Source organism: Streptomyces sp. NPDC003248 (genome assembly GCF_055563235.1).
Window position 1 is genome coordinate 426,884 of the sequence record NZ_JBVHDT010000004.1, and the last position, 14,613, is coordinate 441,496.

General features: G+C 73.8%; 6 protein-coding genes. 3 read left to right on the forward strand and 3 right to left on the reverse strand.

What is annotated here, in order from left to right; genetic code table 11:
• Window positions 1–5: 5 nt before the first annotated feature.
• From ACZ3KJ_RS13580 to ACZ3KJ_RS13590, 3 genes are all read right to left on the reverse strand, one after another.
• Window positions 6–3,851 carry a UvrD-helicase domain-containing protein gene (locus ACZ3KJ_RS13580; RefSeq protein WP_467526711.1) on the reverse strand — a complete coding sequence of 1,282 codons (3,846 nt, stop codon included), beginning with the start codon at window positions 3,849–3,851 and terminating at the stop codon, window positions 6–8.
• A 135-nt stretch (window positions 3,852–3,986) separates the two neighbouring features.
• Window positions 3,987–7,484 carry an ATP-dependent helicase gene (locus ACZ3KJ_RS13585; protein ID WP_467526713.1) on the reverse strand — a complete coding sequence of 1,166 codons (3,498 nt, stop codon included), beginning with the start codon at window positions 7,482–7,484 and terminating at the stop codon, window positions 3,987–3,989.
• 275 nt (window positions 7,485–7,759) lie between these two features.
• Window positions 7,760–8,116, reverse strand: coding sequence for an MGMT family protein (locus tag ACZ3KJ_RS13590; protein ID WP_467526834.1), 357 nt, complete (start codon window positions 8,114–8,116; stop codon window positions 7,760–7,762).
• Window positions 8,117–8,437: 321 nt separating this feature from the next.
• Between ACZ3KJ_RS13590 and ACZ3KJ_RS13595 the strand changes: the two genes are divergently transcribed.
• From ACZ3KJ_RS13595 to ACZ3KJ_RS13605, 3 genes are all read left to right on the forward strand, one after another.
• Window positions 8,438–11,143 carry a lysylphosphatidylglycerol synthase transmembrane domain-containing protein gene (locus tag ACZ3KJ_RS13595; RefSeq protein WP_467526715.1) on the forward strand — a complete coding sequence of 902 codons (2,706 nt, stop codon included), beginning with the start codon at window positions 8,438–8,440 and terminating at the stop codon, window positions 11,141–11,143.
• Between the two features lie 167 nt (window positions 11,144–11,310).
• Window positions 11,311–12,855, forward strand: coding sequence for an alpha/beta fold hydrolase (locus tag ACZ3KJ_RS13600; protein ID WP_467526717.1), 1,545 nt, complete (start codon window positions 11,311–11,313; stop codon window positions 12,853–12,855).
• Window positions 12,856–13,026: 171 nt separating this feature from the next.
• The gene (locus ACZ3KJ_RS13605; protein ID WP_467526719.1) at window positions 13,027–14,589 is read left to right on the forward strand and encodes an alpha/beta hydrolase; all 1,563 of its coding nucleotides are present in this window, start codon (window positions 13,027–13,029) and stop codon (window positions 14,587–14,589) included.
• Window positions 14,590–14,613: the final 24 nt, after the last annotated feature.

The following is a 14,613-nucleotide window of genomic DNA, read 5'->3' on the forward strand; positions in this document are numbered from 1 at the left end:
CGAGCCTATCGGCCCGGGCCGGCATCCTCGCCGGGCCCTTCCGCAGGGTTTTGTTGCACGCCGGGAGCCCCGGAGGCGTCCGCGGACGCCTCTTCCCCCGTCAACAGGCGCTCCAGAGCGGCCCGATCGGGCAGGTGCTCGGGTCGTTCGGTCTCGCCGGTGCGCACGTGGAGGAACACCGCTGTGACGGATTCCACGGGCACTCCCGCCTGCTCGGCCCACGCGAGACGGTACAGCGCGAGCTGGAGGGGGTCGGCGGCATGGATCCGGCCGGTCTTCCAGTCGACGATCTCGTACGTCGCCGTCGCGCCGTCGCCGTCCTTGTAGACGGCGTCGATCCGTCCCCGTACGACGCGCCCGGCGAGGGCGAGCTGGAAGGGCGCCTCGACGCGGTGGGGGGTGCGGCGGGCGTACTCGGTGCGTTCGAAGGCCTCCTTGAGGGCCTCCAGGTCGCGTTCGTCGGCGATCTCCGCGTCCTGGCCGGGCAGTTCCTCCGGCTCCAGGAGGGGGAGCGTCAACTCCTCGAAGCGGGCTTCCACCCACGCGTGGAAGCGTGTGCCCCGGCGGGCGGCGGGTTGCGGGGGGCGCGGCATGGGGCGCGCGAGCTCCTGCGCGAACCCGTCGGGGTCGGCGGCGAGACGCAGCAGCTGCGACGCGGTCAGCGTCGTGGGCAGGGGTACCTCGGTGACGCTCTGCCGGGTGCGCAGGAGTTCCCCGGTGAGCGCGTCGAGGTCCCGGTCCCAGGAGGCGACGGCACGCGCTTCCTCGGGGGTGAGGGAGGCGCCCGGGGCGTGCCGGGGCTCGGGCGGGTGGGGGCGTCCGACGGGCGGTTCCGGTGCCGTGGCCTGGTGCGGGACGGTCGGACGGGCGGGGACCCAGGCGTGCTCCCGGCCGGGGGAGGGATCCTCCGGGGAGGAGGCGGCGACCGCGGGCCGGCCGTCGTCGAAGGGGGCGGGCTCGTCGTGGGGCGGCTCGTCGTACGGCGGGGTGTCGTGGCGCGGCCTGTCGTGGCGCGGCCTGTCGTACGGCGGCCTGTCGTACGGCGGCCTGTCGTCGAGCGGATCGTGGGGCGGCTCGAGGGACGGCTCATGGGGGGCGTCGTCGTACGGCGGTTCGTCGGCGGCCGGGTCCTCGGGGAACGGGCCCTCGGGGAACGGGTGGTCCGGGAAGCGATCGTCCGCGAAGGGGTCGTCCGGGAACGGGTCGTCGTACGGAATTTCCAGGGACGGGGGCCCGTCGTGGGCGGGCTCGTCCTCCGCGGCGGGTGTGGGCCAGTCCGGGTCGTCGTAGGTGCCGGGGTCGTGGTCGTGGGGGGCGGCGGGGTGGCCGTCCTCGGCGGCGGCGAGGGCGTCCAGGTGGGCGAGGACGGTGTCGGCGGCGGCGCGGCGGCGGGCCATGGCCGCGTCGTCCAGGGGCAGCGGCCAGACCTGGTCGGCGGTGGCCCGGTGCAGGGCCGGGTTCTCCGCGCCCTCCTCCGGTTCGTCCGCCCAGACCTCGATCTCGCCGTGGCCGGCCGCGCAGTGGTCGTGGAGCGCCTGGAGGAAGGCGGAGGGGCCGCGGGGCTTCTTCTGGGTGGGGCCCCACCAGTGGCCGGAGCCGAGGAGCAGGGAGCGGGGGCGGGTGAAGGTGACGTAGCCGAGGCGGAGCTCCTCGGTGTGCTGGTGGTCCTTCATGGACTCGTGGAAGGCCTTCATGCCCCGTGAGTCCCAGGTCTCGATCTCCGGGAGCGTGTCGGCGTCGCCGCGCAGCCCGTGCGGCAGCACCCGGGCCTGGGCCGTCCACTTCTCGCGGCCCTGGGCGCTGGGGAAGGTCCCGGTGACCAGGCCCGGTACGGCGACGACGTCCCACTCCAGGCCCTTGGACTTGTGCGCGGTGAGCACCTTGACGGTGTTCTCGCCGCCGGGCAGGGCGTTGTCGAGACCCTTCTCGTACTGGGCGGCGGTGCGCAGGAAGCCGAGGAAGGCCAGCAGGCTCGTCTCGCTCTCGGCGGCGGCGAAGGAGGCGGCGATGTCGAGGAAGTTCGACAGGGTCTCGCGGCGGCGGGCGGCCAGGGCGTGCGGGGACGCCGACAGCTCGACCTCGAGGCCGGTGACGGCCAGCACGCGGTGCAGGACGTCCATCAGCGGGTCGGCGAGGGAGCGGCGCAGGTCGCGCAGTTCGGCGGCGAGCCGGGCGAAGCGCACGCGTGCGTCCGGGGAGAAGGGCAGCCCGTCGTCGTCACCGGCGCCGTCGTCGCCGTACAGGGGGGACTCGAGGAAGGTGTCCAGGGCGTCCGCGAGCGATATCACCTCGGACGGGTCGGTCCCCTCGACGGCCTCGGCGAGCCGCCGGTCCGGGTCGTCGGCGGCGTCCCCGCGCGCGTGGGACACCAGCAGCCGCGCCCGCCGTCCCAGGAGGGCGAGGTCGCGTGGCCCGATGCGCCAGCGCGGGCCGGTGAGCAGGCGGACCAGGGAGGCGTTGGCGCCGGGATCCTGGAGCACCTCGCAGACGGCGACGAGGTCGGCGACCTCGGGCAGGTGCAGCAGCCCGGAGAGGCCGACCACCTCGACGGGGACGTCCCGGGCCACCAGCGCGCCCTGGATCTCCGCGAAGTCGCCGGCCGTACGGCACAGGACGGCGATCTCGCCGGGTGCCGTGCCGGTGTCCACCAGGTGGGCGATGGAGTCGGCGATCCAGTCGATCTCCTCGGCGTGGGTGGTCAGCAGGGCGCAGCGGACCACGCCGTCGCGTTCGGCGCCGGGGGCGGGGCGGAGGGCCTCCACGCCCGCGTGCATGGCGCGCAGCGGCTCGGCCAGGCCGTTGGCGAGGTCGAGGAGGCGGCCTCCGCTGCGGCGGTTCTCGCTGAGCGCCTGTCGGGTGGCGCGGCGGCCGTCGGCGTGGGCGAAGTGTTCGGGGAAGTCGTCGAGGTTGGCGACGGAGGCGCCCCGCCAGCCGTAGATGGCCTGGCAGGGGTCGCCGACGGCGGTCACCGGGTGGCCGGTGCCGTCGCCGAAGAGACCGGCGAGCAGGACGCGCTGGGCCACGGAGGTGTCCTGGTACTCGTCCAGCAGGACCACGCGGAACTCGTCGCGCAGGAGACGGCCGACCTCGGCGATCCGTGCGAGGCGCGCCGAGAGGGCGATCTGGTCGCCGAAGTCGAGCAGGTCGCGTGCGCGCTTGGCGGCCCGGTAGCGCAGCACCAGGTCGGCGAGTTCCCGGCGGGCGGCGGCGGCCTCGGGCACCTTGCGCAGGTCGGCGTTGGTGAGCTTGGCGCCCTCCAGGGTGTGCAGCAGCGCGGCGTCCCAGGCGCGCAGGTCGTCGGGGTCGACGAGGTGCTCGGCGAGTTCGGAGTCGAGGGCGAGGAGGTCGCTGACGAGGTCGGCGAAGGACCGGGTGAGCGCCGGGTAGGGGCCGGGCGCCTCGCGCAGCACGCGCGCGGCGAGCTGGTAGCGGGTGGCGTCGGCGAGCAGGCGGGACGTCGGTTCCAGGCCGATGCGCAGGCCGTGGTCGGTCAGCAGACGGCCCGCGAAGGCGTGGTACGTGGAGATCACCGGCTCCCCGGGCGGGTTGTCCGGGTCGATGACGTCGGGGTCGGTGACGCCCGCCCTGACCAGGGCCTTGCGGACGCGCTCGGCGAGCTCGCCGGCGGCCTTGTTGGTGAAGGTCAGGCCGAGGACCTGCTCGGGCGCGACCTGGCCGGTGCCGACCAGCCACACCACGCGCGCGGCCATCACGGTCGTCTTGCCCGATCCCGCTCCGGCCACGATCACCTGCGGGGCGGGCGGCGCGATGATGCAGGCCGTCTGCTCCGGGGTGAACGGGATCCCGAGGAGCTCCTTGAGCTGCTCGGGATCGCTGATACGGGCGGGCATGACGGAGAGGCTAGCGGCGGGCACTGACAGTCGGTGACAAATCACCCCGGCGGGATGGAGGATGCGCAGGTCAGCGCGTGGGGTGCGGTCCGTCACACCGTAGGTGCCGCGGGTCCGCGTACGGCGTCCGCCCTGTCACTCGACCACGTGCCGTCCTTCGGGCCGGGCGCTGCACGAGGCGCGGAAGGCGCAGTGCGTGCAGTGCTGACCGGAGGTCGGGGTGAACCGCTCGTCGAGGACCTTGCCGGCCGCCGTGGCGAGCAGGTCGCCGATCCACTCCCCCGACGCCCCCTCCAGGGCTTCCTGGGCCTGCACCTTGGGCAGGCTCTCGCCGCCGTCCCGCTTGGCGGCGCCCTGGCGGAGCTGGACGAGTTCGGCACCGCCGGGCTCCGGGCGTACGCCGTCGAAGGCCTCGTCGACGGCGCCCTCGCGGACCGCGAGCTGGTAGACGGCGAGCTGGGGGTGGCGCTCCACCTCGCGCGCGGTGGGGGCCTGTTTGCCGGTCTTGAAGTCCACGACGTAGGCGCGGCCGTCGGCGTCCGCCTCGACCCGGTCCATCTGGCCGCGGATGCGCACCTCGTAGTCGCCCGCTTCGAGGGTGACGTCGAAGTCGTGCTCGCTGGCCACCGGCGTGCGGCCCGTGCGGTCCATCACGTGCCACTTCAGGAAGCGTTCGAGGGCCACGCGCGCGTTGTCCTTCTCCTGCGCCGACTTCCAGGGCGCGTCGAAGGCGAGCGCGTTCCACACGGAGTCCAGCCGCTCCATGAGGACGTCGAGGTCGGCCGGGGTGTGCCCGGAGGCGACCTCGTCGGCGAGGACGTGCACGACGTTGCCGAATCCCTGGGCGGCGGTGGCGGGCTCGTCGGCCTTCACCTCGCGGCCCAGGAACCACTGGAGGGCGCAGGTGTTGGCGAGCTGGTCGAGGGCGCTGCCGGAGAGCACGACGGGCTGGTCGCGGTGGCGCAGCGGCACCTTGCTCTCGGTCGGCTCGAACATCCCCCACCAGCGGTACGGATGCGCCGACGGCACCAGTGGCCGGCCGTCCTCGTCGGTGAGGGCGGCCAGGCGGGCGAGACGGCGTGCGGCGGCCTCCCTGAGGGGCGCGGACGCCTCCGGGTCGACGGTCGTGGCGCGCAGTTCCGCGACGAGTGCCGCGACCGACAGGGGGCGGCGCGGGCGGCCCGTGACGTCCCTGGGTTCGACGCCGAGTTCGGTGAGGAACCGGGAGGGCTGGTCGCCGTCCTCGGCGGGCGCCTTCACCGCCGTCACGACGAGGCGGTCACGCGCGCGCGTGGCGGCCACGTAGAACAGGCGCCGTTCCTCGGCGAGCAGGGCGCCCGGCGTGAGCGGCTCGGCGAGTCCGTCGCGGCCGATGCGGTCCGCCTCCAGGAGGGAGCCCCGGCGGCGCAGGTCGGGCCACAGCCCCTCCTGGACGCCGGCCACGACGACCAGGCTCCACTCCAGGCCCTTGGCGCGGTGCGCGGTCATCAGGCGCACGGCGTCGGGGCGCACGGCACGCCGGGCGAGGGTGTCGGCGGCGATGTCCTCCGCCTCGATCTCGGCCAGGAAGTTCAGGGCGCCCCGGCCTCCGGTGCGCTCCTCCGCGCGCGCGGCGGTGGCGAACAGCGCGCACACGGCGTCGAGGTCCCGGTCGGCGTTGCGGCCGGCGGCGCCGCCGCGCCGGGCGGCCCGCTCCAGGCGCCCCGGCCATGGCGTGCCATCCCAGAGGTCCCACAGCGCCTCCTCGGCCGTGCCGCCGCCCGCGAGGCGCTCACGCGCCTTGCGCAGCAGCCCGCCGAGCCGCTGGGCACCGCGCGCGTACGCGGGGTCGTGGGTGACCAGCCGCTCCGGTTCGGCCAGTGCCCGCGCGAGCAGTTCGTCGGAGGGGGGCGGGAGCGGGTTGCCCGCGGCCCGTTCCTCCTCGCGCAGGGCGCGCCCGAGGCGGCGCAGGTCCGCGGCGTCCATGCCGGCGAGAGGGGAGGCGAGGAGGGCGAGGGCGGTCTCGGTGTCGAGCCAGCAGGGATTCGCGGCTTCTGCGTCTTTTGCCGCTACCGCCCCTTCTGTCTCCTCTGTAGCCACCGCCTCCGCGGCAGCCTCCGTCGTGACCGTCGCCTCCGCGGCAGCCTCCCCCGTGACCGTCGCCTCCGCAGCGGACATCACCCCCACCCCGGCAGCCTCCGCCGTGATCACCGCCCCCGCCGCGGCAGCCTCCGCCGTGATCACCGTCCCCGCCGCGGCAGCCTCCGCCGTGGCCACCGCCCGCAGCGCCGCCAGCAGGGGTGCCACCGCCGGTTCGTGGCGCAGTGGCAGGTCGTCGCCGTCGATGTCGAGGGGCACGCCGGCGGCCGTGAGGGCACGGCGGACCGCCGGGATGGTGCGCGCGCCGGCGCGGACCAGGACGGCCATCTCGCGCCAGGGCACACCCTCCTCCAGGTGTGCCCGGCGGAGCACGTCGGCGATGTTGTCCAGCTCGGTGCCGGGCGTCGGGTACGTGAACACCTCGACGCGGCCGCCGTCCCGCGCCGCGGCGAGGTCGCGGTGGGCGCGGACCTTCTCCGCCGGGAGCCGGGTCAGGGGCATGCGCCGGGTGAGCAGCCGGGTGGCGTCCAGCAGGACGGCGCCGGAGCGGCGGGAGGTGCGCAGGACCTCGACGGGGGCGGGGCGGCCGTCGGGGCGCGGGAAGGCGCGCGGGAACTCCAGGATGCCGTTCACGTCGGCGCCCCGGAAGGCGTAGATGGACTGGTCGGGGTCGCCGAAGGCGACCAGGGTGCGGCCGCCGCCGGCGAGCGCGTGCAGCAGCCGCACCTGGGCCGGGTCGGTGTCCTGGTACTCGTCGACGTAGACGGCGTCGTACTGCGCGGCGAGCCGCTCGGCGGTCTCGGGGCGTCGGGCGAGGAGGACCGCGCGGTGGACGAGTTCCGCGTAGTCGATCACACCGTGCAGGTCGAGGACGTCGAGGTACTCGGCGAGGAAGGAGGCCGCGGCACGCCAGTCCGGCCGGCCGATGCGGCGGGCGAAGGCGTCCAGGGCGTCCGGGTCGAGGCCGAGTTCGCGGCTGCGGGCGAGCACCGCGCGCACCTCGTCGGCGAAGCCGCGCGTGGTGAGGCAGGCGCGCAGGTCGTCCGGCCAGCGCACGTGCGCGAGGCCGAGTCGTTGCAGGTCGAGCTGGCCGGCGAGCAGCTCGCGGACGGCCACGTCCTGTTCGGGTCCGGAGAGCAGCCGCAGCGGTTCGACGAACAGGTCGCTGTCCTGCTGGGCGCGGACCAGGGCGTAGCAGTACGAGTGGAAGGTGGTCGCCCGGGGCGCGCGGGCGGCTCCCATGCGCAGCGCCATCCGGTCGCGCAGTTCCACGGCGGCCTTGCGGCTGAAGGTCAGCACCAGGATGCGCGCGGGGTCTGCGCCGCGGGCGACGCGGGCGGCCACCGACTCGACGAGGGTGGTGGTCTTCCCGGTGCCCGGACCCGCGAGGACGAGCAGCGGGCCGGTGGCGTGGTCAACCACGGAGCGCTGCGCGGCGTCCAGACGAGGGGGATCCACCCGCTCCGGCGGGGTACGTACCAGCCGGTAAGCGCCACGGCTCCCCTGCCGCCCGCGCGGGGGCGGCAGGCGCCTGGTGGAGGAAGAGGAGCTCACGTGGTTCGCCGGTCCTGGTGGGTGTGCTGGTGGGCGGACGGCCGCTCGGGCAGAGCGGTGGTCGAGGGGTGAGGGGGAGGCGTGCCGGCGACGCTACGCCGACGGGCTGCCCGGAAGGGCCGCTTCCGCTTCTTCCCTCACGACCCGCGAGGCACGTGCGGCCCGTGAGCCCCGCGTGTCCCTCGCCCTTCGAACGTACGCCATGTCCCGGACGTGCCCCGTTTCCCCCGTACGGGCCACGGGGTCCCGCTGGACGGGTCCGATGGCGGAAGCTGTCAGGTGTGACCCTCCGCTCGTTCGCCGCCGTCCCATCGCGCGCGTCTCATGTCCAGGCGCGGCAGATGGCCCTCGGCGGCCCTGCCCGCCTCCCTGAGCGGCGTGCCCTCGGTGCGGTAGTGGTCGAGGGCCCGCAGTTCGTGGCCCGGCAGCAGTACCCCGTCGGCGCGGACCACGCGCCACCACGGGACGGCTCCCCCGTAGAGGGCCATCACCCGGCCGACCTGCCGGGGGCCGCCCTCCGCGAGCCACTCGGCGACGTCCCCGTACGTCATGACCCGCCCGGGCGGGATCAGCTCGGCGACGTCGAGGACCCGCTCCGCGTACTCCGGCAGCGCGTCCGTAGGCTCGGGCAGCGTGTCCGCGGGCTCGGGGGGCGCGTCCGCGTACCCGCTCCGTGTCTCCTCGCGCCCGCGCCGGGTCCCCGCGTCCTCCGGCGGCCCGGCGGTGCGCTCCGGGCGGGCGCCGTCCGGAAGGCTCTGCTCGCTCATCCGCCCCATCCTGCCCCATCCCACCGACAATGCGACGGGCCCGCGGCGGTGCGTGAGCCTCGCCCCCGGGCGGTGCTTCGGGCAGACTGTCCGCCCCCGCGTTTGCACCCTGATGCCCCTGTGTGTCGGTGGGGCATGCCACCATCGTGCGGGCGGTGACCGGTGATACGAGATCAAGAAGAGACGATGAAGCAGCAGGGTGTGCATCCCGAGGACGCGGAGGGCACCTCTGACGCTGCGTCGCGCCCGGATCCCGCCGACGCGGCGGAGCGGGACCCGGAACTCGTCGAGGTGACGACCATCGACGAGGTCGAGGGCGACGAACCGCTGCTCCCCGCGCGCGTGCACCGTCCGTCCGACCTGATGCGCCTGCTCGTGGGCGTGCTCGGCGTCGTCGTGCTGCTGGCCGTCGCCGCCTTCGCGCACGGGACGACGTCGGGCCTGGAACAGGACATCAACAAGGGCACCGGACAGGCGCCCGACCTGCTCATCAAGATCGCGGGGCTGGCGTCCAGCATCGCGATCCTGCTGGTGCCGGTGGCCTTCGCGATCGAGCGGCTGATCAAGCGGGACGGGCTGCGCATCGCCGACGGCGTCCTCGCGGCGGTCCTGGCGCACGGGGTGACCCTCGCCACCGACCTCTGGGTGGCCAAAGCGGCCCCGGACTCGATCCAGGAGGCGCTCACCCAGCCCTCCCCCGGTGACATCCACGCCCTCACCGACCCGGTGCACGGCTACCTCGCCCCGGTCATCGCGTACATGACGGCCGTGGGCATGTCGCGCAGACCGCGCTGGCGCGCGGTGCTGTGGATCGTGCTGCTCCTCGACGCGTTCTCCATGCTCGTCACCGGCTACACCACCCCGTTCTCGATCATCCTGACGGTGCTGATCGGCTGGACGGTGGCCTACGGGACGCTGTACGCGGTCGGCTCGCCCAACGTCCGCCCCACCGGACGGACGCTGATGGCGGGCCTGCGGCACGTCGGCTTCCACCCGGTGAGCGCCGCGCGCCAGGAGGTCGCGGACACCGCGGAGACCGGCGACCGGGGCCGGCGCTACTTCGTCACCCTGGAGGACGGCCCTCCGCTGGACGTCACGGTGGTCGACCGCGAGCAGCAGGCACAGGGCTTTTTCTACCGTGCGTGGCGCAACCTCACCCTGCGCGGCTTCGCCACCCGCAGCAGCCTGCAGTCGCTGCGCCAGGCACTGGAGCAGGAGGCGCTGCTGGCCTACGCGGCCATCGCCGCCGGCGCGAACGCGCCCAAGCTGATCGCGACCTCCGAGCTCGGCCCCGACGCCGTGATGCTGGTCTACGAGCACACCGGCGGCCGCACCCTGGACTCGCTGCCGGACGAGGAGATCACCGACGAGCTGCTGCACGACACCTGGCACCAGGTGCGCGCCCTTCAGTCCCGGCGCATCGCGCACCGCAGGCTGGTGGGCGACGCGATCCTGGTGGATCGTTCCGGCACGGTGGTCCTCACCGACCTGCGCGTCGGCGAGATCGCGGCCGGTGACCTGCTGCTGCGCATGGACACCTCCCAGTTGCTCGTGACGCTGGGGCTTCGGGTGGGCGCCGAGCGCGCGGTCGCCTCGGCGGTGAGCGTGCTCGGGCCCGACGCGGTGGCGGACTGCCTGCCGATGCTCCAGCCCATCGCGCTCAGCCGCTCCACGCGCGCGACGCTGCGCAGACTGGGCCGCGAGCGCGCGGAGCGCGAGCGTGAGGCGGTGCTGGAGGCGTCCCGGCAGGCCAAGCAGGCCCGCCAGGAGGCCGCCGGGACGGATGCGGAGCCGGCCCTCGACAAGCCCGGCAAGAAGGCCGAGCGCGCCGAGGCACGGGCCGAGAAGCGGGCCATAGACGAGGCGCTGGAGGAGGCCCGCGAGGAGGACCTGCTGACGCAGATCCGGCACGCGGTGCTGCGGATCAGGCCGCAGGCGCCGGTCGAGCCGGCCCGGCTGGAGCGGGTGCGGCCACGCACCCTCATCAGCTTCATCGCCGGCGCCATCGGCGCGTACTTCCTGCTGACCCAGCTCACGCACATCGAGTTCGGTCCGCTCATCGCCAACGCCGAGTGGGGCTGGGTCGCCGCGGCCGTGCTGTTCTCCGCCCTCAGCTACGTCGCCGCGGCCATGAGCCTGCTGGGGTTCGTCCCCGAGCGGGTGCCCTTCCCGCGGACCGTTGCGGCGCAGGTCGCCGGGTCGTTCGTGAAGATCGTGGCGCCCGCCGCGGTCGGCGGGGTCGCGCTCAACACGCGCTTCCTCCAGCGCTCGGGGGTCCGGCCGGGGCTCGCGGTGGCGAGCGTCGGCGCCTCGCAGCTGTTCGGGCTCGGCTGTCACATCCTGATGCTGCTGTCCTTCGGCTATCTGACCGGCACCGAGAAGACGCCGTCGCTGTCGCCGTCCCGCACGGTCATCGCGGGTCTGCTGACGGTCGCCGTGCTCGTGCTCGTGGTGACGTCGGTGCCGTTCCTGCGCAAGTTCGTCGTCACGCGCGTGAGGTCGCTCTTCGCGGGCGTCGTGCCGCGCATGCTGGACGTGCTCCAACGGCCGCAGAAGCTGGTCACCGGCATCGGCGGCATGCTGCTGCTGACCGCCTGCTTCGTGATGTGCCTGGACGCGTCGATCCGCGCGTTCGGCGACGAGACCACGTCGATCAGCATCGCCGGCGTCGCCGTCGTCTTCCTCGCCGGCAACGCGCTCGGCTCCGCCGCCCCCACGCCCGGCGGTGTCGGCGCGGTGGAGGCGACCCTCACCGTCGGTCTGATCGCCGTCGGCCTCCCCAAGGAGGTCGCCGCTCCCGCCGTACTGCTGTACCGGCTGCTCACGCTGTGGCTGCCGGTCCTGCCGGGCTGGCTGGCCTTCAACCACCTGACGCGCAAGGGCGCCCTCTAGGTCCTGTCGTCGCATTCCCGTCGTCGCCCGGAGGGCGGCCCTGCGGCGTCAGGTGCGTGCTCCGGGGCCCCGGCCGAAGGCTGGGAGTGCCGGGCCGGCCGCGACGGCCGTACCTCGTACGCACCGCGCCCCGCGCGCGTGGGCGGGCACGACCCCAGGATGGGACCATGCCGAAACCTTCCCGCCCGCGCGCCCTCGCCCTGACCGCCGCGGCCGTCCTGCTGTGCTCCCTGGCGGCCGGTTGTGGCGACGACGCCCGGGACGGGGACCTGACGGCGCAGAAGCTGGAATGGACGGACTGCCCCGCCCCGTCCCAGGCCGAGGGCGGCGGCAGCGCGCCCTCCCCCCTGCCGGACGGCGACCCGTGGCAGTGCGCCACCATGAAAGCGCCCCGGGACTGGGACGAACCCGACGGAGACACCATCGGCATCGCACTGATCCGGGCCGGGGCCGACGGCGACAAGAGCCGGCGGATCGGATCGCTGATCTTCAACTTCGGAGGGCCGGGCGGCTCCGGTGTCACCACGCTGCCCGCGTTCGGCGAGGACTACGCGGCCCTGCGCACCCGGTACGACCTGGTGAGCTTCGACCCGCGCGGGGTCGGCCGCAGCGCACCCGTCCGCTGCGAGAACGACCAGCAGCTCGACGCCTACTTCCAGCAGGACATGACACCGGACGACAGCGCCGAGCGCACGGCGCTCGTGGACAGCACCAAGAGGTTCAACGACGCCTGCGAGAAGAACTCCGAGGAGATCCTGCCGCACGTGCGCACCACCGACGCGGCCCGCGACCTGGACCTCATGCGCCAGGTCCTCGGCGACGGCGAGCTCCACTACTTCGGCATCTCCTACGGCACCGAACTGGGCGGCGTGTACGCCCATCTGTTCCCGAAGAACGTGGGGCGTGCCGTCTTCGACGCGGTCGTCGACCCCACGCAGACGCCCGAGCAGGGCTCGCTCGGACAGGCGGGGGGCTTCCAGCGGGCGCTGGACAACTTCGCCGAGGACTGCACGTCGAAGGTCGAGGACTGCCCCGTCGGGGACACGGCACAGGAGGTGAAGGACCGGATCGCCGAGCTGCTCGACGAGCTCGACCGCAAGCCGATCCCGGGCATCTTCCCGCGTGAACTGACCCAGACCGCCGCGACCAACGGCATCGCGCAGTCGCTGTACTCGCAGGACTTCTGGCAGTACCTCACCGAGGGACTGGAGGAGGCGTACGCCGGCAACGGCAGGATCCTGATGCTGCTGTCCGACGCGATGAACGGCCGCAGCGAGAACGGCGAGTACAGCAACATCACCGCGGCCAACGTCTCCATCAACTGCTCGGACGACAAACCCCGGTACTCCGTCGCCGACGTGCGGCGCGAGCTGCCCCGGTTCCGGGCCGCGTCCGGCGTGTTCGGGGACTTCCTGGCCTGGTCCATGCTCAGCTGCACCGACTGGGCGGTGCCGGGAGCCGCCGACCATCCCGACGTGTCCGCGCCCGGTGCGGCGCCGATCCTCGTGATCGGCAACACCGGCGACCCGGCCACCCCGTACGAGGGCGCGCGCAAGATGGCGGCCGCGCTGGGCGAGGGCGTCGGGGTCGAGCTGACGTACCGGGGTCAGGGGCACGGCGCCTACGACAGCAAGAACAAGTGCGTGCAGGCGGCGGTGAACGGCTATCTGCTGGACGGGAAGGTGCCGGCCGCCGGGACGGTCTGTTCCTGAGGCCCACCGGCCCGCGGGGCTTCCGGCGACCCTTCGACCATATCCGGAGCATGACAAATAGCCAGGTCAGAGGGTTATCCACAGGCTTCGGCAGTCGCCGCCCGATCCGCCTACCATGGCCTGACAGCCGTCCGCCGCCCGATGCGGACGGTCCGCTAGGGGGGAGTGCACATGGCGCGATTCGTACAGTGGACGGCACTCGGCGCCGCCGCCGTGCTGCTGGTGGCGGGGTGCAGCGGCGGCACCTCGGACGGGGGCGACGGCAAAGGGAGTACGACGGACGCGCAGGCGTCGGCCGACTCCTCCGGCACGGCGGGCACGACAGCGGCACTGCCCGCCTCGCTGACCGGGCAGAAACTCGCCTGGGGGCAGTGCGAGGACAGCGCCGACACGCCCGCGCCGGGCGGCGAATGGCAGTGCGCGACGCTGAAGGTGCCGCTGGACTGGTCGAAGCCGGGCGGCGAGACGATCGACCTGGCGATGATCCGTGCGCGGACGAGCGGCTCGGAGAACCGGCGCATCGGCTCACTGCTGTTCAACTTCGGCGGCCCGGGCGGCTCGGGCATCTCCACCCTGCCGTCCTACGGCTCCACGGTCTCCTCACTGCGCGAGCGCTACGACCTGGTCAGCTGGGATCCACGCGGGGTGGGCGCCAGCGAGGGCGTCCGCTGCCGCAGCGACAAGGAGATCCAGGCGGCCGAGTCCGTCGACTCCACCCCGGACACCTCGGCCGAGGAGCAGGCCTACCTCGAGGACGCCACCGACTTCGGCGAGGGCTGCGAGAAGGCGGCCGGCCCGTTGCTGGCGCATGTCTCGACCACCGACACCGCCCGCGACCTGGACCTCATGCGCCAGGTCCTCGGCGACGACAAGCTCCACTACTTCGGCATCTCCTACGGCACCGAACTGGGCGGCGTGTACGCCCACCTGTTCCCGAAGAACGTGGGCCGGCTCATCCTCGACGCGGTCGTCGACCCGACCGCCGACACGGTGGGCCACGCAAAGAACCAGACGAAGGGCTTCCAGCTCGCACTCGACAACTACCTGGAGTCGACCGGCCAGGACCCCGAGCAGGGCAGCGCGAAGATCGCGGCCCTGCTGAAGCGGATCGACACCAAGCCCCTGCCGACGTCGTCCGGGCGCGAGCTGACCCAGACCCTCGCGGTGACCGGCATCGTCCTGCCGCTGTACAGCAAGCAGGGCTGGCCGAGCCTGACCAGCGCCCTGGAATCGGCGGAACAGGGCGACGGCTCCGAGCTGCTGACGCTCGCCGACGCTTACAACGAACGGGACACCGAGGGGCACTACGGCACCATGACCCACTCGCAGCGGGTCATATCGTGCCTGGACGACAAGCAGCGGCCGACGCTGGAGCAGACGAAGAAGCTGCTGGCGGAGTTCGAGGAGATCTCGCCGGTGTTCGGCACCTTCCTGGGCTGGGACACGGCGGGCTGGTGCCACGACTGGCCGGTGGCCGGGCAGTTCGACACCCCGGAGGTGAGCGCACCGGGCGCGGCGCCGATCGTGCTGGTCGGCAACACCGGGGACCCGGCGACGCCCTACGAGGGCGCGCGGAAGATGGCGGACGAACTCGGCAAGGACGTGGGTGTGCTGCTCACCTGGAAGGGCCAGGGGCACGGGGCGTACGGGAGCGGCAGCGACTGTGTCGACACGGCGGTGGACGGCTACCTGCTGAACGGCACGGTGCCGAAGGACGGCACGGTCTGCTCATGACGGCGGCGGGGGCCCCGGGCACCC